At 74.1% G+C, this 19,721-nt stretch carries 16 protein-coding genes; 13 read left to right on the top strand and 3 right to left on the bottom strand.

The window, feature by feature from the left end; translation table 11 throughout:
• The first annotated feature begins 107 nt into the window (after window positions 1-107).
• Together GMA12_RS03375 and GMA12_RS03380 are read left to right on the top strand one after the other, a co-directional pair.
• Window positions 108-1,304, top strand: a complete 1,197-nt coding sequence (locus GMA12_RS03375) for an ROK family transcriptional regulator (protein ID WP_370830087.1) — start codon at window positions 108-110, stop codon at window positions 1,302-1,304.
• Between the two features lie 221 nt (window positions 1,305-1,525).
• Window positions 1,526-2,416, top strand: a complete 891-nt coding sequence (locus tag GMA12_RS03380) for an aldose 1-epimerase family protein (RefSeq protein WP_162459424.1) — start codon at window positions 1,526-1,528, stop codon at window positions 2,414-2,416.
• Between the two features lie 24 nt (window positions 2,417-2,440).
• Here GMA12_RS03380 and GMA12_RS03385 read toward each other — a convergent pair whose 3' ends face one another.
• Entirely contained in the window at window positions 2,441-3,073 is a 633-nt protein-coding gene (locus GMA12_RS03385; protein ID WP_156267154.1) for an NAD(P)-dependent oxidoreductase, read from the bottom strand.
• Window positions 3,074-3,144: 71 nt separating this feature from the next.
• Here GMA12_RS03385 and GMA12_RS03390 point away from each other — a divergent pair, with 71 nt between their 5' ends.
• Window positions 3,145-3,624 carry a MarR family winged helix-turn-helix transcriptional regulator gene (locus tag GMA12_RS03390; protein WP_156267156.1) on the top strand — a complete coding sequence of 160 codons (480 nt, stop codon included), beginning with the start codon at window positions 3,145-3,147 and terminating at the stop codon, window positions 3,622-3,624.
• Between the two features lie 229 nt (window positions 3,625-3,853).
• Here the strand turns inward: GMA12_RS03390 and GMA12_RS03395 are convergent, their stop codons facing one another.
• Both GMA12_RS03395 and GMA12_RS03400 read right to left on the bottom strand, forming a co-directional pair.
• On the bottom strand, window positions 3,854-5,764 hold the full coding sequence (locus GMA12_RS03395; RefSeq protein ID WP_156267158.1) for a glycoside hydrolase family 2 protein: 1,911 nt from the start codon (window positions 5,762-5,764) through the stop codon (window positions 3,854-3,856).
• 121 nt (window positions 5,765-5,885) lie between these two features.
• A complete protein-coding gene (locus GMA12_RS03400) occupies window positions 5,886-6,899 on the bottom strand; it encodes a LacI family DNA-binding transcriptional regulator (RefSeq protein WP_156267160.1) in 1,014 nt (337 codons plus the stop codon).
• 185 nt (window positions 6,900-7,084) lie between these two features.
• Here GMA12_RS03400 and GMA12_RS03405 point away from each other — a divergent pair, with 185 nt between their 5' ends.
• The 10 genes from GMA12_RS03405 to topA all read left to right on the top strand — a co-directional run bounded on the left by GMA12_RS03405 (window position 7,085) and on the right by topA (window position 19,698).
• Complete coding sequence (locus tag GMA12_RS03405; protein ID WP_156267162.1) at window positions 7,085-8,425, top strand: extracellular solute-binding protein; 1,341 nt, start codon at window positions 7,085-7,087, stop codon at window positions 8,423-8,425.
• A gap of 10 nt (window positions 8,426-8,435) precedes the next feature.
• Window positions 8,436-9,362, top strand: coding sequence for a carbohydrate ABC transporter permease (locus GMA12_RS03410; protein WP_156267165.1), 927 nt, complete (start codon window positions 8,436-8,438; stop codon window positions 9,360-9,362).
• A 1-nt stretch (window position 9,363) separates the two neighbouring features.
• Window positions 9,364-10,335 carry a carbohydrate ABC transporter permease gene (locus GMA12_RS03415; protein ID WP_156267167.1) on the top strand — a complete coding sequence of 324 codons (972 nt, stop codon included), beginning with the start codon at window positions 9,364-9,366 and terminating at the stop codon, window positions 10,333-10,335.
• A 112-nt stretch (window positions 10,336-10,447) separates the two neighbouring features.
• Complete coding sequence (galT, locus tag GMA12_RS03420; RefSeq protein ID WP_162459466.1) at window positions 10,448-11,548, top strand: galactose-1-phosphate uridylyltransferase; 1,101 nt, start codon at window positions 10,448-10,450, stop codon at window positions 11,546-11,548.
• Window positions 11,545-12,831: a galactokinase gene (galK, locus tag GMA12_RS03425; RefSeq protein WP_156267169.1), complete on the top strand. Its 1,287-nt coding sequence runs from the start codon at window positions 11,545-11,547 to the stop codon at window positions 12,829-12,831. The genes galT and galK overlap by 4 nt, the downstream gene beginning before the upstream one ends.
• 183 nt (window positions 12,832-13,014) lie before the next feature.
• The gene (locus GMA12_RS03430; RefSeq protein ID WP_240898566.1) at window positions 13,015-13,467 is read left to right on the top strand and encodes a pyridoxamine 5'-phosphate oxidase family protein; all 453 of its coding nucleotides are present in this window, start codon (window positions 13,015-13,017) and stop codon (window positions 13,465-13,467) included.
• An 85-nt stretch (window positions 13,468-13,552) separates the two neighbouring features.
• Entirely contained in the window at window positions 13,553-14,503 is a 951-nt protein-coding gene (trhO, locus tag GMA12_RS03435) for an oxygen-dependent tRNA uridine(34) hydroxylase TrhO (RefSeq protein WP_162459425.1), read from the top strand.
• 1 nt (window position 14,504) lies between these two features.
• Window positions 14,505-16,178 (top strand): DUF7059 domain-containing protein, encoded by a 1,674-nt coding sequence (locus GMA12_RS03440; RefSeq protein ID WP_156267171.1) that lies wholly within the window; start codon window positions 14,505-14,507, stop codon window positions 16,176-16,178.
• A gap of 40 nt (window positions 16,179-16,218) precedes the next feature.
• Window positions 16,219-16,656, top strand: a complete 438-nt coding sequence (locus GMA12_RS03445) for a pyridoxamine 5'-phosphate oxidase family protein (RefSeq protein WP_156267173.1) — start codon at window positions 16,219-16,221, stop codon at window positions 16,654-16,656.
• Between the two features lie 195 nt (window positions 16,657-16,851).
• The gene (gene topA, locus GMA12_RS03450) at window positions 16,852-19,698 is read left to right on the top strand and encodes a type I DNA topoisomerase (RefSeq protein WP_162459426.1); all 2,847 of its coding nucleotides are present in this window, start codon (window positions 16,852-16,854) and stop codon (window positions 19,696-19,698) included.
• Window positions 19,699-19,721: the final 23 nt, after the last annotated feature.

Below are 19,721 nucleotides of genomic sequence, written 5' to 3' on the forward strand. Positions count from 1 at the left end.
GACCCGCGGTGGTCGCCGGTCGAGTCGTGCGGGAATATATTTAGAGCTTAGATTTATTGCTTGGACTATTATGTGGATCACATCCGACGAGCGTCAAGGGGGAACGAGTGAGCCGTGCCGGAACATCGCCGCAGCTGCTGCGCCGGACCAACATGGGAGCGGTCCTGCAGGTCCTGCGCGACGCCGGCGTGGTCACCGTCACCGACCTGATGGCCGCCACCGGCCTGGTGCGCACCACGGTGATCGCCGTGTGCGACGACCTGCTGGACCGGGGCTGGATCCAGGAGGTCGAAGGATCCTCGGGGGCGCAGGTGGGCCGGCCCGCGCGGCGGTTCCGGTTCGACGACCGGGCGGGCTTCGTCGTCGGCGTGGACGTCGGCGAGGCCAGGACCACCGCCGTGGTGGCCGACCTCCGGGGCCGGGTCCTGGGCCGGGCGACCCGGGTCTTCGCCGACCCGGCCCCGGCGCGGCGCCTGGTCACCGTGGAGGCCGCCGTCGACGGCGCGCTCGCGGACGCCGCCGTGGTCCCGGCCGCGGTGCTGGCCGCCACGGTAGGGATCGCCGCGCCCGTGGACCGCCGCGGCAGGATCTCCCACGGCCAGCCGTTCTGGGAGGCCTTCGACCTCGGCTTCGAGCGCCGGCTGCAGGAGCGCCACGGCTGGCCCACCCTCCTGGCCAACGACGCCAACCTCGCCGCGCTGGCCGAGCGCTGGTGCGGTGCCGCCTCCGGGGTGGACGACCTCGTGGTCATGCTGGCCGGGGAGCGGATCGGCACCGGCGTGATGGAGGGCGGCCGCCTGCTGCACGGCCGCTCCGGCGCGGCGGGCGAGCTCGGCGGCCTGGCCCTGGTGCAGGGCGTCGGCAGCCCGGACGGCATCGCGGCGCTGTGTCGGGCCTGGGGCGCCGAGGCGCTGCGGCCCGGGGCGCCGGCCACGGCGCTCCAGGACCTGGCCGGGCCCGCCGGGACGGTGGAGGCCCGCGACGTGTTCCGCGCGGCGGCCGCCGGGGACGACGTCGCCCGGCGGATCCTCGGCCGGCTGGCCGAGCGCCTGGCCCGGGTCATCGGCCTGCTCGGCACGCTCTTCGACCCCGAGCTGGTGGTCATCGCCGGGGCCGTGGCCGAGTCCTCCACGGCCCTGCTGGAGGGCATCGACCAGCAGCTGCCGCGGTTCACCGCCACGCCCCCGCGGGTCGCCGTCTCCGTGCTCGGGGACGCGGTCGTCTCGGTCGGCGCGGTGCGCCTGGCCTTGGACCACGTGGAGCGCCACGCCCTGGACCTGGAGCTGGGGGCGGCGGCCCGGTGAGGCCGTCCCCGCCCCGGACCGCGGCCGCCGCCGGCGGCCCACGCGCCCGTGGCGTGTGCGCCCCGCCACGAGCGGCGGCGCGCTGATACCGTCGGTCCGGTACGCCCTTCCGCCGCCCTCGGCGCAGGAGCGGTGTCCCGCCCCCGACCCGGACCGCCGTCCCGGTCGCCCCGCCGTCCTCGCGGCCGTCGCGAGCGGCCCCACCCTCCAGGAGGAACCCCGTGACGTCGTTCCCGCTCGCCGCCGGCGGCTACACCGCACTCGTCGACACCCTCGGGGCCGCGCTGTGCGCGCTCGAGCACGAGGGCAGGGCCCTGGTGGTGGCCCGGGAGCCGGGCGCCACCACCGAGGACTTCCGGGGCGTCGTGTGCGCCCCGTGGCCGAACCGCCTGGCCGACGGCCGGTACCGCGTCGGCGACCGCCGGCTCGAGGTCCCCGTCACGGAGCCCGAGCGCGGGACCGCCCTGCACGGGCTGGTCTTCGACCGCGAGTGGGAGGTCGTCTCCAGCAGCCCGACCGACGTGGTGCTCGCCCTGCGCCTCGGCTCGGACCCGGGGTACCCCTTCGCCGTGCGGGTGGAGGTGCGCTACTCGCTCGGCGAGGACGGCCTGCGGGTCGGGATCCGCGCCCGGAACGAGGGGGGGACCGCCGCGCCCTTCGGGTGCTGCTCGCACCCCTACGTCGTGGCCGGCCCCGGGAGCGTGGACGACTGGGTCCTCGAGCTCGACGCGGCGAGCATCCTGCAGGTCTCGCCCGACCGGCTGCTGCCGACCGCCCTGGAGGACACGGCGGGGGGCGCCTTCGACTTCCGGGCGGGACGTCCGCTGCGGGGCGCCTCCATCGACAACCCGTTCACCGGCGTGGCCCCGCACGACGGGCGGTGCACCGTCCGCCTCACGGCCCCGGACGGGCACGGAGCGCTGCTCGGCTGGGAGCCCCGCGCCGCCTGGGTGCAGATCCACACCGGCGACCACATCGTGGGTGCGCCGCGCAGCGGTCTGGCGGTCGAGCCGATGGACTGCCCGCCCGACGCCTTCAACTCGGGCCAGGACCTCGTGGTGCTCGCCCCCGGTGCCGAGCATGCGCTGGACTGGGAGCTCCGCGCCTTCTGAGCGCGCCCCGCCGGCCGAGCCGGGTCAGGACCTCCGGCCGGCCGTGGCCGCGAACGGGGCCTGCCGGACGTACAGGCCCCGGTCGAGGACGTCGGCGAGGAAGACCGCCAGATCGGCCCGGCGCATGCCCGTGGAACGCGTGGACACGTGCGCGTCGTGCTCCACTCGCCCGGTGGCGGGTCCCTCCAGCAGCCGCGGCGGGCGCACCAGCGTCCACTCCGCACCGGTGTCCTGCCACGCAGCGAGCTCTGCGGCCTTGTCGGCCACCATCGACGGGGCGAACCAGCCCATGGCGGTCGAGATCGCCCGGTCCCGGAGGCGTTTGCGGTCACCGGCCGCGGTGACGCCGGCGCCGCTGATCCCGACGTAGCGGCGCACTCCGGCCGCGCGCAGGGCGGGTGCCAGCAGCGCCACGGTCTCCCGGTGCAGGTCCGCGTCCTTCCCGCTGGGCCCCAGCGCCGAGACCACGGCGTCGGCCCCGGCGAGGGCGGCGCGCAGCGCCTCGCCGTCCCTGCTGTCCCCGACGACCACGCGCGTGCCCTCCGGAGCCCGGGACGGGTCGCGGACCAGCGCGGTCACGCGGTGACCACGCCGCAGGAGCTCCTGCACCAGCAGCCGCCCGGTCCGTCCCGACGCACCGAGCACGGTGACGTTCATGCTGTCCTCCTCCTTGGCCGCCCCGGTCGCGCGCCGGAGTCGCCGCTCTCCTACGTGTGTATGGTACACATATGAGAGCCGATCTGTCCGTCCTCGACGACGCCCTGATCCGTCTGCGCCGGCTGTGGAGCGCCTCCCGCACCCGCTTCGTCGAGGACGGCGCCACCCCGGTGGAGATGTCCAGCCTGCTGGTGGTGGAGGCCTGCGCCCGGGGGGCGGCTGCGGGGCGGGAGGTGTCCGTCGGCGACGTGGCCCGGCTCGCCGACGTCACGGCCTCGACCGCCAGCCGGCTCGTCGACCGCGCCGAGGCGGCCGGGCTGCTGCGCCGCGCTCCGTCCGCGGTCAGCGCCCGGCGCACCGCCCTGGAGCTGACCCCCGCCGGGTCCGCCCTGCGCGAGCGTGCCGTGGCCGCGCGCCTCTCCTGGCTGGCCGGGCAGCTGGAGGACTGGGACCCGGCCGACGTGGCGGTGCTGGGCGGGCTGCTGTCCCGCTTCGCCGACGGGCTGGACCCCGTCTCCGGCATCGGTACCCCGCCCGCCCCGGAATCGTGAGCCGCGGCGAGGCCGCCGGCACGGAGCAGCACATGCGCCGGCTCCTCGGAGAGGTCGGCGCGCCCGGATCCGTGCCCTGACGGGCTGGGGCGGGCGCCCCGGCCGGCGTCGGGGGAGCGGAGCCGGCGACGAGGGGGGCAGCGCCGGCGACGGGAGAGCAGGGGCGGCTGACGCGCACGGGCCCGGTCGTCCAGGACGACCGGGCCCGTGCGGGTGCCCTGCGGCGCGCTCAGTCCGTCCGCTGCTCGTAGGCGGCAGGACGCTGCTGCGCCCGGCGCAGACGCTCGACGTCGAACTTGCTGCCACGGTCGAAGCCGTAGACCCCGTTCTTCTCCTGGAAGACGTCGGTGAGCTGGGTGTAGCAGTAGCCGAACATGTCGGGGTCGTCCAGCAGGACGTCGGTCAGGCCCTCGAAGCGGGTGTAGAACTCCTCCTCGGAGCGCACCCGGTCGCCGTAGCCCCACGAGTCCGCCTGGTCGTTGCCGACCGCCTCCCGGTCCGCGCGCTGGGCCTCGGCCTCGGCGGCCTCCCGGGCGTTCCACCAGATCCCCCCGTACTCGGAGACGAAGAACGGCTGCCCCGCGTACGGCACGGAGAACTCCCGGCCGCCGTGCGGCAGGCCGATGTCCCCCAGGTCGCGGGACCGGTTCACGAACGGGCGTCCCTCGGCCAGCCCGGCCTGCTCCCGCCGGAAGGCCTCCGGGTCCTGCTCGTAGGAGTGGGAGTCGTAGACGTCGGTCTCGGGCACCCGGTGCGAGTACCCCGAGGCGTCGACGACCGGCCGCGACGGGTCGGCCAGCTTGGTCGCCAGGAACATGGCGTGGGTGACGTCGTCGAGCACGGTGATCCGGTCGTGGAGCACCTGATGGGTCTCGTTGAGCGGGCACCAGCCCACGATCGACGGGTGGTTGACGTCGCGGCGCACCGCCTCCATCCACTGCGCCACGAAGGAGGCATCGGGCTTCTGGTTGTGCCCCACGGGCCCCTGGCCGGAGACCCCCCAGTCGCCGAACTCGGCCCAGACCAGGTAGCCGCGCAGGTCCGCGTGGTAGAGGAAGCGCTCCTCGAAGACCTTCTGGTGCAGGCGGGCGCCGTTGAACCCCGCGGCGAGCGAGAGCTCGATGTCGTCGACGAGGGCCTGGTCGCTCGGCGCCGTCATCAGCGACTCGGGCCAGTACCCCTGGTCGAGGATCAGGCGCTGGAAGACCCGGCGGCCGTTGAGCCGGAACGAGTTGCCGTCGATGCTCACGGAGCGCAGCGCGGTGTAGCTGCGCACCCGGTCGAGCTCCGCGCCGTCCGCTTCGGACAGCAGGGCGACCTCCAGGCCGTAGAGCTGCGGGTCGCCGACGTCCCACAGCCGCACGTCCTCCTCGGGGACGCGCAGCACGAGGCTCGGCGCGAGGTCGTAGCCGGTGCCCACGGTCTCCTCGGCGACCGGCCGGCCCTCGGGAGTGGTCAGGCGCACGCGCAGGGCGCCCGCGGTCACGTTGCGGGTGAGGGGGGCCACCACGGTCAGGGTCCGGGCGGCCACGTTCGGGGTGACCTGCAGCCGGGTGAGCGCCACGGGCGGCACGCCCTCGAGCCAGACCGTCTGCCAGATGCCCGTCGTCCGGGTGTACTGGCAGTGGGTGTTCGCGTACCACGTGGCCTGCTTCCCCCGGGCCTGCACCTCGCCGTGCAGGTCGCGGGCCCGCACGGTGATCTCGACCTCGTCCCCGGGGCCGGCCACGCCGGAGAGGTCCGCGGAGAACGGGGTGAACCCGCCGCGGTGCCGGGCGACCTCGACCCCGTCGGCCCACACCGTGGCGTCGTGGTCCACGGCCCCGAAGTGCAGCACGGGACGCAGCCCCTGCCACTCGGCCGGAACGGTGATCCTGCGGCGGTACCACACGGCGTCCAGGAAGTCGACGTCGCCGACGCCGGAGAGCTCGGACTCGGGCGCGAACGGCACCGTGATGGTCGAGGACAGCGGCCGCTCGAGCAGGCCGCGGTCGATGCCGGAGTCGCTGCGGTCGATCTCGAAGTCCCACGTCCCGTTGAGGTTCAGCCACTGCTCGCGCACGAACTGGGGGCGCGGGTGCTCGGGTCGGGGGATGCCGGCCGCACCGGACGGCTGGGGTTCGAAGGCGGTGGTCGTCATGGTGGGTCCTCCAGTGGGGCAGGTGGCAGTGCCGTCCAGTCAACCCGACGGACCCGAACATTGCAACGTTAGAATTTCCGGCACGACATGTCGCGGCACTCCGCGGGACCGGAGCGGCCGATCAGCTCCCCGGTGCCCGGACAGGGCGCGAGGACTCCCGGACGACGACCCGGTGGTCGATCACGACCTGCCCCTCCTCCCGCTCGCCGAGCACGGCGGAGAGGGCGGCCTCGGCGAGGGCGTCCAGGTCCGGGGCCACGGAGGTCAGCGGGGGCATGGCGTAGCGGACCTCGTCGATGTCGTCCCAGCCGACCAGGGCCAGGTCGTCCGGCACCGTCCGGCCCAGGTCCCGGGCGGCAGAGAGGGCGCCGACGGCCAGCAGGTCGTTGGCGCAGACGAGGGCGTCGACCTCCGGGGAGCTGCGCAGGACCTGCTGGGCGAGCCGGTACCCGTCCTCGCGCTGCCAGGAGTCCGCCGCCGCGACGAGGTCGGCGGACAGGGGCAGCCCGGCGAAGCGCAGCGCGGCGCGGTACCCCTCGAAGCGCTGGCTGCCCGTCGACGTGCCTCCGACGGCCTCGGCCCCGAGGAAGCCGATGTGACGGCGGCCGCCGTCGATGAGGTGCCGCACCAGGTCCACGCTGGAGGCCACGTTGTCGATCGCGACGTGCGGGATCCGCGCGGTGGCGACGCGCTCCCCGAGCAGGACCAGCGGGGTGGGGTCCGTGCGGCGGGCCATGGCGTCGATGGTGACCGCGGACGGGGAGAAGATGAGCCCGTCGAACAGCCGGCCGTGCCGGCCGTGCAGATAGTGCTGCTCGGCCTCGATCCCGCCTCCCGACAGCTCGATCGAGACGGTGTAGCCGCGCGGCCGCGCCGCCTCCTGGAGCGTCTGGGCGAGCCGTGCGAAGTACGGGTTGCGCAGGTCGGGCACCACCAGGGCGATGGTGCGGGTCGACCCCTGGCGCAGCTGGCGGCCGATGAGGTTGGGCGTGTACCCGAGCTCCTCGACGGCCTGGAGCACCCGGGCCCGCGTCTCGGGCCGCACGACGGGCCGGTTGTTCATGACGTTGGAGACCGTCTTCCAGGACACCCCGGCGTGCTCGGCCACCTCCTTGACCCCGACCCTCTTCGCCATCCTCGTCCTCTCCGCCGTGCTCGCCCCGGGCCGCGCGCTCCGCCCGGGCCGAAAGTCCTGTCGGGATCAAGGGTAGCCGTCAGGGGAATGCTAACGTTAGAATCACGACCACGTGGTGCAGCTCACACACTGTGCGAGGGCACCGTCTCGACCAGCCAGGACGTACTCCACGGAGTGGGAGCCAGATGAACATCAACGACACGGTCCGACCGACCCGCCGCCAGCTGCTGCGGGGATCACTGGGGGTGTTCGCGGCCGCGGCCGGGGCCTCGACGCTGTCGGCCTGCGGGCCGGCGGCCGGAGCGGCAGGGGCGGGTGCTGCCGGGCGGGTGTCCGTCTGGGACCTGTTCCAGGGCGCGGACGGCGTGAACATGCGCGCCATCATCGGGGAGGTGGAGGCCGCCGTCCCCGACCTGTCCGTGCGGGCGACGACCCTGTCCTGGGGCTCCCCCTACTACACGAAGCTCGCCATGAGCTCCGCCTCCCAGCAGCCGCCGGACACGGCCATCATGCACCTGTCCCGGATGCCCGGCTACGCGCCCGGGGGCCTGCTCGAGCCCTGGGACCCGACGCTGCTGGCGGAGGTCGGGATCACCGAGGCCGACTTCACCCCCGCCCTGTGGGAGTCCTGCCACTACGAGGGCGAGCTGTTCGCGATGCCCCTGGACACCCACCCTTTCATCTCGTTCTTCGACCAGGAGATCGCCGAGCGGGCCGGCGTGCTCGAGTCCGACGGGACCGTCGAGATCTCCTCGGCCGAGCGCCTCGAGGAGGTCGGCACGAAGCTGGCCGAGGTCACCGGCGGCAAGGGCATCTCCTTCGGCTACCTGACCGACACGGGCCAGGCGTGGCGCCTGTTCTGGGGGCTCTACCGGCAGACGGGTGGCGGCTGGACCATCGAGCCCGGCCAGAAGGCGGCCCTCGACGAGGACCGTGCGGCCGAGGTGCTGCGCTCCGTCGCGTCCTGGATGGCCGGACCCGCCATGACCGACAACCTCGACTACGAGGGAGGGCTCGCGGCCTTCCACGGCGGCCGGGTCGGGATGATCCTGTCCGGGGTCTGGGAGCTCGGCGGGCTCCAGGAGGCGGTGCCCGCCCTGGGCGCCATGCCGATGCCCACGATGTTCGGCGAGCCGGCCGTGTACGCCGACTCCCACAGCTACGTCCTGCCGAAGCAGCGGTCGATGACCGACGAGCACCGGAGAGCGGTCTACGAGTTCGTCGCCGGTGTCATCCGTCAGGGAGGTCAGCGGTGGGGGACCGCCGGCCACATCCCCGCCTACCTGCCCGTCCAGGACACCCCGGAGTACCGGTCCCTCCACCCACAGACCGAGTACGCGTCCGCCGGCGAGCACGTCGTCTTCGACCCGCCCGCGTGGTTCACCGGTGCCGGCACCGACTTCCAGAACCAGATGTCCCAGGCACTGACGGACGCCTTCCGCGGGCGGAAGCAGCCGATGGACGCCGTCGGGAGCATGCTCGCCGCCATCGACGGCTTCCTCTCCGCCCCGGACCCGACCGACTGAGGACCCCACCATGACGACCACCACCAACGCCCCCGTCACCGCGGCCCCCGTGCAGACCACGCCGCGCACCCGAGCCCGGGTCCCGGCACGCTCCGGGATCTGGTTCCTGGCCCCCTACCTGTTCTTCTTCGCCCTCTTCCTGGTGTGGCCCATCGTCTACGGCCTGTGGATGAGCCTCACGGACCGGTCGCTGGCCTCCACCGGCTCCGAGTTCGTCGGCCTGGGCAACTACACCCAGGCGCTGACGGACCCGGACATGTGGTCCGCCCTCGGCAACACCGTCTTCTTCACCCTGATCTCCTCGGTGCCGCTCGTGGTGGTGTCCTTCGCGATGGCCTACCTGGTCTACACCGGGCTCAAGGGCCAGTGGCTGTGGCGCCTCACGTTCTTCGCCCCGTTCCTGCTGCCGGTCTCCGTGGTCACGGCCATCTGGGGCTTCCTGTTCACCAACGACTTCGGGCTGATCAACGGGTCCCTGGACCGCCTCGGCATCGCCCAGGTCGGGTGGCTCAGCGACGAGCGGGTCGCCATGTGGTCCATCGCCCTCGTCACCGTGTGGTGGACCGTGGGCTTCAACTTCCTGCTGTACCTCTCGGCGCTGCAGAACATCCCCGACCACCTTTACGAGGCGGCGCAGCTCGACGGCGCCGGGGTGTGGCGCCGGCTGCTCTCCATCACGCTGCCCATGATGAAGAGCACCACCTGGCTCGTGATCCTGCTGCAGATCCTGGCCTCCCTGAAGGTCTTCGACCAGATCTTCCTGCTCACCGCGGGCGGGCCCAACGGGGCCACGCGCTCCATCCTGCAGTACATCTACGACGCCGGCTTCACCGGCTACCGGCTCGGCTTCGCCTCCGCCACCTCCTACATCTTCTTCGCTCTCATCGTCATGGTCTCGCTCGGCCAGATGTGGATCGCCAAGCGGAAGGACTCCTGACATGTCGACGACCACCCGTGCGAGCACCCCCGCGAGCACACCCACGACCACCCCGGCGACCACCCCCGCGCCCGGCGCCCGCGCCCGCGCCCGCGCGCGCGCCCAGGCGCAGCTCGAGGCCGAGCACACCCGCCGGCTGACCCTGGGCCACGGGCCGACCGGCCGGGCCGTCGCCTACGCGACCGTCGCCGTGCTGGCCGCCGTCTGGGCCCTGCCCATGGTGTGGGCCGTGCTCTCCTCGCTGAAGTCGGAGGCCGACGTCTCCGCCGCGCCCCTGTCCTTCTGGCCCGAGGAGGGGTGGACGACGGAGGCCTACCGCAACGTCGTCGCCGCCGGCGACCTCCCGCTGTGGATCTGGAACTCCGTCCTCGTGTCGACCCTCGTCACGGTGATCACCGTGGCGATCTCCGCGCTGGCGGCCTACGGGTTCTCCCGGCAGCGGTTCCGGGGGCGCCGCGGGCTCTTCGCCCTGACGGTCGCGGCGATCATGGTCCCGCCGCAGATCCTCATCGTCCCGCTGTTCGACCAGATGATCGCGATGCGCCTGTCGGACACCCTGCTGGGCGTGGCGCTGCCGCAGGTGGTCATGCCCCTGATGGTCATCGTGATGAAGAACTTCTTCGACCAGATCCCCGTCGAGCTGGAGGAGGCCGCACGCCTGGACGGGGCGGGGGACCTGCGGGTGTTCTGGTCGGTGATCCTGCCCCTGTCCCGCTCGATCCTCACCGCGGTCGCGATCTTCGTGTTCATCAGCGCGTGGAACAACTTCCTCTGGCCGTTCATCGTCACCAACTCGCCGGAGCTCATGACGATCCCCGTCGGGCTCGGTACGGTGAAGAATGCCTACGGGGTGCAGTACGCCCAGGAGCTCGCGAGCGCCGTGATCGGCGCACTGCCCCTGCTGATCGTGTTCATGCTGTTCCAGCGCCACATCATCCGCGGCTTCGCGACCTCCGGCATGGGAGGACAGTAGGACCGTGCGCACCTCCCGAACGACCACCCACCGCCAGGAAGGGCCCGACGTGCCCCAGCAGCAGACACCCCCGGTACCCGCCGTCCCGACGGAGCGGGGGCAGCCCGCGCCCATCGCGCACCGGGTCCACCACCTGGCCGACGGGCGGGAGGCGGTGTTCTTCGCCGACCGCGGCACGGAGCCGGTCGCGCAGGTGGCCGACCGGCGTCCGCTGGGGGAGCGGGCCGGGCACGGTGAGGTGCGCTTCGACCGGCTGACCGGGGAGTGGGTGGCGGTGGCCGCCCACCGACAGACCCGCACCTATCTGCCCCCGGCCGACCAGTGCCCGCTGTGCCCGTCCGTGGGCGGGCGGGAGTCGGAGATCCCGGCCGAGGACTTCGACGTCGTCGTCTTCGAGAACCGCTTCCCGTCCCTGGGCCCCGAGCTGGGCGAGCTGCCGGAGCCGGCCGGGGCGGGGGAGCGGGCGCTGTGGGGGGCTCCGTCCCCCGCCTACGGGCGGTGCGAGGTGGTGGTGTTCACCCCGGAGCACCAAGGCTCCTTCGCGGACCTGGCCCCCGAGCGGGCGCGCACGGTGGTGGAGGCCTGGGCCCAGCGCACCGAGGCGCTGTCGGGGACGGCCGGGATCCGGCACGTGTTCCCCTTCGAGAACCGCGGGGAGCAGATCGGGGTGACCCTGCACCACCCGCACGGGCAGATCTACGGCTACCCGTACCCGGCTCCGCACGCCGCCCGCCTGGCCGCCCGCTCGCGGGCGCACCTGCAGGAGACGGGGCGGGCGCTGATGGGCGAGGTGCTCGCCGACGAGACCGCGGCCGGGGAGCGGATGGTGCTGGCCGGGGAGCACTTCTCCGCCTACGTGCCCTACGCCGCGCGCTGGCCGCTGGAGGTCCACCTGCTCCCGCACCGGCAGGTCCCGGACCTGGCGGCGCTGACCGGTCCCGAGCGCGACGAGCTGGCGGTGCTCTACCAGGACCTCGTGCAGCGGGTGGACCGGCTCTACACCACCCCCACCCCCTACATCGCCGCCTGGCACCAGACCCCGGTGAACACCGCCGACCGGGCGGCCGGGTGGCTGCACCTGCAGCTGACCAGCCCGCGGCGGGCGGAGGACAAGCTGAAGTTCCTGGCCGGGTCCGAGGCGGCGATGGGCGCGTTCATCAACGACGTCACCGCCGAGCAGACCGCCGCACGCCTGAGGGAGGCCGCACGATGACCGGACCGCACACCCACCAGCAGACCGCCTCCCCGGCGACGGTCCGGCCCGGGGCCGGCCGGCACGCCGGGCCCCAGATCCCCGGGGACCAGGACACCGGGGGGCAGGACGCCGTCCGGGCCGGGCAGCTCGCCGCGCGCTTCGCGGAGGTGTACGGCCACGCCCCGGACGGGGTGTGGCGGGCCCCGGGGCGGGTGAACCTGATCGGGGAGCACACCGACTACAACGACGGGTTCGTGCTGCCCTTCGCCATCGACCGCTCCGCGATGGTGGCCGTGCGGCTGCGCCGGGCCTCGGAGCCGGACCCGGAGGCGGTGGAGCTGGCCTCCACCTACGCCCCCGACGGGCACCGGCTGTCCCGCGCCCGCTTCCGCATCCCCGGCCTCGCCCCCGGGGCGGTCGCCGACTGGGGGGCCTACCCCGCGGGGGTCGTCCACGTCCTCGCCGGCCTGGACGACGTGCAGGTGCCCGGCTTCGAGCTGCTGCTGGACTCCACCGTGCCGGTGGGCGCGGGCCTGTCCTCCTCCCACGCCGTGGAGGTCGCCACGATCGTGGCGCTGAACGACCTCCTGGACCTGGGCCTGGACCGCCCGGGCATGGCCCGGCTGACCCAGCGGGCGGAGAACGAGTTCGTCGGGGCACCCACGGGGATCATGGACCAGTCCGCCTCGCTGATGGGCCGGGCCGGGGCCGCCCTGTTCCTGGACTGCCGGTCCCTGGCCGCCGAGACCGTCCCGCTGCCGCTGGCCGAGCACGGGCTGGCGGTGCTGGTGATCGACACCCGGGTCGCCCACTCCCACGCCGACGGCGGCTACGGCGCCCGGCGGGCCTCCTGCGAGGCCGGGGCCGCCGCCCTCGGCGCCGCCTCCCTGCGCGAGGTCCCGACCGGAGCCGACCTGAGCGCCCTCGACGCGGTGACCGCCCGGCGGGTGCGCCACGTGCTGACCGAGAACGCCCGGGTGCTGGCCACCGTGGCGCGGCTGCGCGCCGGGGACGTGGCCGGCATCGGGGAGCTGCTGGTCGCCTCCCACGCCTCGCTGCGCGAGGACTACGAGGTCTCCTGCCCCGAGCTGGACCTCGCCGTGGACACCGCCCTGGCCGCCGGGGCGGTCGGGGCGCGGATGACCGGCGGCGGCTTCGGCGGCTCCGCGATCGCGCTCGTCGCGGCCGGGGAGGCCGGGCGGACCGCCGCCGCGGTGACCGAGGCCTTCGCCCGGGCCGGCCACCGGGCCCCCAGCACGTTCGTGGTCGCCCCCGGGGAGGGCGCGGGCCGGGTCCGCTGAGCCCGCGCCCCGCCCCCGGGGGACGTCCCGCGCCGCGGCGGCCGGCCGGACCCCCGGGAGGGGGCGCGCACCGCGGGGAGGCCCGCCCGCACAGCGGGCGGGCCTCCCCGCGGCGGCGACGACGGGGTGGTCACGAACATGACACGCGTCACCCCCACCGGGCCCGCGTGCCAGAATGACCGCATGAGCAACCCCATGGACATCTCCGGGCACAATCCCGCGAAGGAGGCCCGGTCGCACCGGCCCCCGGTCACGGAGCTGTCCCGGGAGCAGTGCTGGGAGCACCTCTACAGCGCCCGCTTCGGGCGGATCGCCACGATGGACGGCGACGAGATCGAGATCACCCCCATCAACCTCGTGGCCGACGACGGGAAGATCTACTTCCGCACCGCCCAGGGCACCAAGCTGCTGCACCTGGTGCTCAACGAGCACGTCGCGGTGCAGGTCGACCACGCCCAGGGCGGGGAGGCGTGGTCGGTGATCGTGCGCGGCACGGCCCGCCAGCTGACCGACCCCGAGGAGACCGCCCGGGTGGACGAGCTGCCGCTGCGGCCGTGGGTGGAGACCACCAAGCTCGAGTACGTCGAGGTGGTCCCCACGAAGGTCACCGGCCGCGTGTTCCGCCTGGGGCACTGATCCGGGCGCACTGATCCCGGGGTGCTGGGCCGGGAAGCGGATCCGGGCGGCGCGGGAGGCGCCGCGGCACTTGTAGCCTGGTGCGGTGGCACAGCACCGGATCCTCTCGCACTACGTCTTCGCCCCGCTGCCCGACCCCACGGCCGTGATGCTCTGGCAGCGCACCCTGTGCGAGGGCCTGGGGCTGCGCGGGAGGATCCTGGTCTCCCCGCACGGGCTCAACGGCACCGTGGGCGGTGAGGTCGGGGCGCTCAAGCGGTACGCGCGGGACACCCGCACCCACCCGCGGCTGCGGGACGTGGCCCTGAGCTGGTCGGACGGCTCGGCCGAGGACTTCCCCCGGCTGTCGGTCAAGGTCCGTGACGAGCTCGTGTCCTTCGGCGCCCCGGAGGAGCTCGCGGTGGACGAGCACGGCGTGGTCGGGGGCGGGGCGCGGCTGAGCCCGGCCGAGGTGGACCGCCTGGTGGCCCGGCGCGGCGAGGACGTCGTGTTCTTCGACGGGCGCAACGCCCACGAGGCGCGGATCGGGCGCTTCCGCGGAGCCCTGGTGCCGGACGTGGCGCACACCCGCGACTTCGTGGCCGCCCTCGACTCCGGGGCCTACGACCACCTCAAGGACCGGCCCGTGGTGACCTACTGCACCGGCGGCATCCGCTGCGAGGTGCTCTCCGCGCTGATGCGCCGCCGCGGCTTCGAGGAGGTCTACCAGCTCGAGGGCGGCATCGCCGCGTACGGCCGCGAGCGCGGGGACCGGGGCCTGTGGGAGGGGTCCCTGTACGTCTTCGACCGGCGGATGCACGTGGAGTTCACCCCGGAGGCCGTCACGATCGGGCGCTGCGACCGGTGCGGCAGTCCCGCCAACCGCTTCGTCAACTGCGCGGACGGCTCCTGCCGCGCCCTCTTCCTGGCGTGCCCGGCCTGCCGCGGGGAGCATCCCGCGGCGACCTGCCCGGCGGGGTGCGGCACCGCGCCCGGCGACGCCCCGCCCCCCGCCCTGCTCCCGCACGGCGGGACCGCCCCCGGACAGGAGCACTGACATGGTCCCGGACGCCCCCGGCCGGCCCCCCGCCTTCTCCCGGGTGCCCGGCACCCCCGTCTCCGACGACCCGCGGCGGCTGGCCGCCCTGCACGGCGCCCTGCGCGGCAGCGGCTTCACCCACAACCGCGTGGCCGGGCTGCTGGGCGCGGCCGCGATGGACGCGCTCGCCCGGGACCAGGCCGTGCCCGCCCTGCGGGTGCTCGAGCCGGTGCTGGGCACCCCCGGGCACCCGGACCGGGGCACGGCGGGACTGGTCGTCCTGTTCCTGCTGGGCCGCGCCGTCCCGGCCGAGGTGCTCGCCGCCTCCGCCGTCGCCCCCGGGGACCTGGTCGGACTGGGCCTGGCGGAGCAGACCCGGGACGGGCTGCGCTCCACCGTGGACCTGCGGCCCCACGCCGCCGACGACGGGACCGAGCTCTACGTGGCGAGCGACCTGGGCGAGTCCCAGCGCCCCGGCGTGCTGCGCCGCGACCACGTGCTGGGCATCGGGCAGGCGTCGCTGACGCTGGCGCAGACCACCGACCGCCGGCCGGTCGGGCGGGCGCTGGACGTGGGCACCGGCTGCGGCATCCAGACCTTCCACCTGCTCGCCCACGCCCGCCACGTGACCGCCACCGACCTCTCCGACCGGGCCCTGGGCTTCACGCGGTTCAACCTGCTGCTCAACGCCCAGGCCCTCGCCCTCGACCCGCAGCGGCTGGAGGACCGGGTCAGCCTCCGCGCCGGCTCCCTGCTCGAGCCCGTGGCCGGGGAGCGGTTCGACCTGGTGGTCTCCAACCCGCCGTTCGTCATCACCCCCCGCGCCCCGGGGGAGACCCCGGCGGACCGCTTCACCTACCGGGACGGCGGACTGCCCGGGGACCGGATCGTGGCCGACCTCGTCCGGGCGCTGCCCGGGGTCATGGCCCCGGGGGCCACCGCGCACCTGCTCGGCAACTGGGAGGTCCTCGGCGCCGAGGACACCGGCGGCGCGCCCGTGCCCGTCGCCGAGCGGTGGATGCGCCGCCCGGAGAGCTGGGTGCCCGAGGGGATCGACACGTGGTGGATCCAGCGGGAGCTGGCCGGGCCGGAGGAGTACGCCGAGACGTGGCTGCGGGACGCCGCCGAGTCCCGGGACCCGGAGCACTACGAACGGGCCTACCGGGCCTACCTCGACGACTTCGCCGCCCGCGGCGTCGAGGCCGTGGGCTTCGGGATGATCCGGCTGCGCCGCCCGTCCGCGCCGCGCCCGCCCGGCGGGGCGCTGCGCCGCTTCGAGCACGTCCCGCACCCGGTGCAGCAGCCGCTCGCCCCGGCGCTGGCGGCCACGTGGGCGCGCGCCGACTGGCTCGCGGCGCACCCGGAGGACTGGCTGGACGCCCACCTCGTCGCGGCCGAGGACGTCACGGAGGAGCGCCACCAGCGCCCCGGCGCCGAGCACCCCGGCGTGATCCTGCTCCGGCAGGGGGCGGGGCTGCGCCGCACCACGGTGCTCACCAGCGAGGCCGCGGGCTTCGCCGGCGCCTGCGACGGCGAGCTGAGCGCCCGACAGATCCTCGCCGCGCTCGCCGCGCTGCTGGAGTGGACCGGGGACGAGCGGGAGCGGCTCGCGGACGAGGTCCGGCACCTCGTGCTCGACGGCTTCCTCGTGCCGCTCGAGCAGCCACCGGCCCCGACGGATGTGGGCGGATGAGCACGGGACGCCGGCGTGCCGCGAGTGGAAGGATGAGGGCATGAGCATCGGAGACAACCTCAACCCCATCAAGACCCTGGACAAGGACACCGTCTGGCGGCTGCTGGCCCAGCACCCGTTCGGCCGCCTCGCCGTGGAGGCCGCCGGGCTCGTGGACATCTTCCCGGTGAACTACGTGGTGCACCAGCACAAGCTGTACTTCCGCACGGCCCAGGGGTCCAAGCTCTCCAGTCTGATCGTCAACGACCAGGTGGCCTTCGAGATCGACGAGGTCACGGACGAGGACGTGGTGCGCTCCGTCGTGGTGCACGGCCGGGCCCGCCGGCTGGAGACCCGCGCGGAGATCGAGGCCGCCGAGGAGCTGCCGCTGAAGCCGTGGGCGCCCACGCTGAAGTACAACTTCGTGGTCATCGACGTGGAGACCGCCACCGGCCGCGAGTTCACGATCGCCGACGAGCCGGAGCACTGGCCCTCCTGAGCCGGCGGCCCGGCCACGGGCCCGGACCGCGCCGGCGGCGACCGCCGTCGTCCCCGTGTCCTCCGCGGCGCGAGGGACGCCGGCGGTGACGCGTTATGGTGGAGCGCAAGGCGGGCCGGACGACGCCCGCCCGTCCGACCCGACGTCCAGCAGCGCCGCGTCCCGCGGCCTGCGCGGACCGCAGCAAGGAGTACCGTGCCAACGAAGGCCACCCAGAGCCCGGGAACGGGCAAGAGCCTGCTCATCGTGGAGTCCCCCTCCAAGGTCAAGACCATCGCCGGGTACCTCGGCGACGCCTACGAGGTGGAGTCCTCCATGGGGCACATCCGTGACCTCCCGCAGCCCTCGGAGCTGCCGGCGGAGCTCAAGAAGGGGCCCTACGGCAAGTTCGCGGTGGACGTGGAGCACGGCTTCGAGCCGTACTACGTGGTGAACCCGGACAAGAAGAAGAAGGTCACCGAGCTCAAGCGCAAGCTCAAGGAGGCCGACGCCCTCTACCTCGCCACCGACGGCGACCGCGAGGGCGAGGCCATCGCCTGGCACCTGCTGGAGGTGCTCAAGCCCAAGGTCCCCGTCTACCGGCTGACCTTCCCCGAGATCACCCGCGAGGCCATCGAGCGCGCCTTCGGGGAGCTGCGCGAGCTGGACCAGGACCTGGTCGACGCGCAGGAGACCCGCCGCATCCTGGACCGGCTCTACGGCTACGAGATCTCCCCGGTGCTGTGGCGCAAGATCGCCTCCGGGCTCTCCGCGGGCCGCGTCCAGTCGGTGGCCACGCGCCTGGTCGTGGAGCGCGAGCGCCAGCGCATGGCCTTCGTGCCCGCCGACTACTGGGACCTCAGCGGGACCTTCGCCCGCACCGACGGCGAGGACGCCGGCACCGCCTTCGGCGCGCGGCTGTCCTCCGTGGACGGCAAGCGGGTGGCCGGGGGCCGGGACTTCGGCGACGACGGCGTGCTCAAGGGCGCCGCCGACAAGCTCGTGCACCTGGACGAGACGGCGGCCCGGGAACTGGCCGCCGGGCTCGAGGACGCCGCGTTCGCGGTCCGGTCGCTGGAGACCAAGCCCTACACCCGCCGCCCGGCCGCGCCCTTCACCACGTCCACGCTGCAGCAGGAGGCCGCCCGCAAGCTGCGCTTCACCTCGCGCACCACGATGCAGGTGGCCCAGAAGCTCTACGAGAACGGCTACATCACCTACATGCGCACCGACTCCGTGGCGCTGTCCGACCAGGCGGTCTCGGCCGCCCGGCGGCAGGCCGCGGAGCTCTACGGCTCCGACTCCGTGCCGGGCGCCCCGCGCGTCTACAGCTCGAAGTCGAAGAACGCCCAGGAGGCGCACGAGGCCGTGCGACCCGCCGGGGACTCCTTCCGGACGCCGAACCAGGTCCGCGGGGAGCTCTCCGCGGACGCCTACCGGCTCTACGAGCTGATCTGGAAGCGCACCGTCGCCTCCCAGATGGCCGACGCCAAGGGCTCCACGGCCACCGTGCGGCTCGGGGCGACCTCGTCCTCCGGGCGGGACGCCGAGTTCTCCGCGTCCGGCACCGTGATCACGTTCCGCGGCTTCCTCGCCGCCTACGAGGAGGGCCGCGACGAGGAGCCGGCCGAGGGCAAGGACGGGGACAAGCGGCTGCCGCGCATGGCGGAGGGCGACCGGCTCGAGGCCACCGACGTCGCCGCGGACGGGCACCGCACCTCCCCGCCCCCGCGCTACACCGAGGCGTCCCTGGTCAAGGTCCTCGACGAGCTGGGCATCGGCCGGCCGTCGACCTACGCGGCCGTGATCTCCACGATCATGGACCGCGGCTACGTCCGGGTCCGGGGTTCGGCGCTCATCCCCTCGTGGACGGCGTTCTCCGTGGTGCGACTGCTCGAGGAGCACTTCTCCGACTACGTGGACTACGACTTCACGGCCGAGATGGAGGAGGGCCTGGACCGGATCGCCCGCGGCGAGGAGGACAGCACCGACTGGCTGCAGGACTTCTACTTCGGCTCGCAGGAGCACGAGAACGGGCTCAAGCCCATCGTCGACGACCTCGGCGAGATCGACGCCCGCGCGGTGAACTCCATCCCCGTCACCGACACCATCACCCTGCGCGTGGGCAAGTTCGGCCCCTACCTCGAGGTCGCCGGCGCCGTGGACCCCGAGACGGGCGAGATCACGGAGCCGATCCGCGCGAACGTGCCGGAGGACCTGGCCCCGGACGAGCTGACCCCCGAGAAGGCCCGCGAGCTCATCGAGACCGGCAAGGCCGACGGCCGGGAGCTCGGCCGCGACCCCGGCACGGGGCGGGCCATCATCGCGAAGGACGGCCGCTACGGCCCCTACGTCACCGAGGTGATCCCCGAGCCCACCGCCGAGGAGCTCGCGGCCCAGCCGGTCGAGTACTACAAGAACGGCAGGCCCAAGCCCCCGAAGAAGCCGGTCAAGGAGAAGCCGCGCACGGGGTCCCTGCTGTCCTCGATGACCCTGCAGGACGTGACCCTCGAGGACGCGCTGAAGATCCTGTCCCTGCCGCGGACCCTGGGCACCGACGCCGAGGGCAACGAGATCACCGTGCAGAACGGCCGTTTCGGCCCCTACCTCAAGAAGGGCTCCGACTCCCGGTCCCTGCAGTCCGAGGAGCAGCTGTTCACGATCACCCTCGAGGAGGCGCTGCAGATCTACGCCCAGCCCAAGCAGCGCGGGCGGGGCACCGCCAAGCCGCCGCTCGCGGACCTGGGCACCGACCAGATCACGGAGCGGCCCATGGTGATCAAGGACGGGCGCTTCGGGCCCTACATCACCGACGGGGAGACGAACGTGACGGTCCCCCGCGGGGAGACCGTGGAGCAGATCACCCCGGCGCGCGCCAGCCAGCTGCTCGCGGAGAAGCGCGCCCAGGGCCCGGCGCCCAAGCGCGCCGCGAAGGCCCCGGCCAAGTCCGCGGCCCGGAAGCCGGCAGCGGGCACGTCCTCGGCGGCGAAGAGCGGCACGCGGAAGAGCACGGCCAAGAAGCCGGCGGCGGGCCGTCCCGCCCGCGCCGGGACCAAGGGCTGAGCCGCCCCGCACCGCGGGACGGA

The sequence above is a fragment of the Kocuria sediminis genome (assembly GCF_009735315.1).
GTDB classification, from domain to species: Bacteria; Actinomycetota; Actinomycetes; order Actinomycetales; family Micrococcaceae; genus Kocuria; species Kocuria turfanensis.